Source organism: Modestobacter muralis, assembly GCF_010682105.1.
GTDB lineage: Bacteria > Actinomycetota > Actinomycetes > Mycobacteriales > Geodermatophilaceae > Modestobacter > Modestobacter muralis.
The window spans coordinates 1-742 of sequence record NZ_JAAGWH010000074.1 but is presented as its reverse complement, the minus strand read 5'-3'; the positions used below and the strand labels follow the sequence as shown (position 1 = coordinate 742).

Genomic DNA, 742 nt, shown 5'->3' with positions numbered 1-742 from the left:
ACGGGTTAACCTCGCCACGTACCGCTAACTCGCAGGCTCATTCTTCAAAAGGCACGCAATCACCCCCACGCACAAGTGCGCATAAGGCTCTCACGGCTTGTAGGCACACGGTTTCAGGTACTATTTCACTCCCCTCCCGGGGTACTTTTCACCTTTCCCTCACGGTACTTGTCCGCTATCGGTCACCAGGGAGTATTTAGGCTTAGCGGGTGGTCCCGCCAGATTCACACCGAATTTCACGGGCTCGGTGCTACTTGGGATACAACTCGGGAGGCCACATGTTTTCGTGTACGGGGCTCTCACCCTCTACGGCGACCCCTTCCAGAGGCCTTCCACTAACACATGGCTTTCTGACTCCCTGTCACCTCGGCAGAGATGACTGAATCGTCCCACGACCCCGCCTCCACAACGCCTGCCGGCTTGACATGGAAACGGTTTAGCCTCATCCGCTTTCGCTCGCCACTACTCACGGAATCACGGTTGTTTTCTCTTCCTGTGGGTACTGAGATGTTTCACTTCCCCACGTTCCCTCCACACGCCCTATGTGTTCAGGCGCGGGTCACACCACATGACTGGTGCGGGGTTCCCCCATTCGGAAATCCTCGGATCAACGCTCGGTTGACAGCTCCCCGAGGCTTATCGCAGCCTCCTACGTCCTTCATCGGCTCCTGGTGCCCAGGCATCCACCGTGTGCCCTTAACAACTTGACAACACACAAGAACACCCACACCCACCCACAACC

The 742-nt window shown here is 57.1% G+C and carries 1 rRNA gene; it reads right to left on the bottom strand.

Annotated elements, in window-relative coordinates:
- Positions 1-710: ribosomal RNA gene (locus GCU67_RS21045) — 23S ribosomal RNA — on the bottom strand; the annotation flags it as partial.
- Positions 711-742 lie beyond the last annotated feature (32 nt).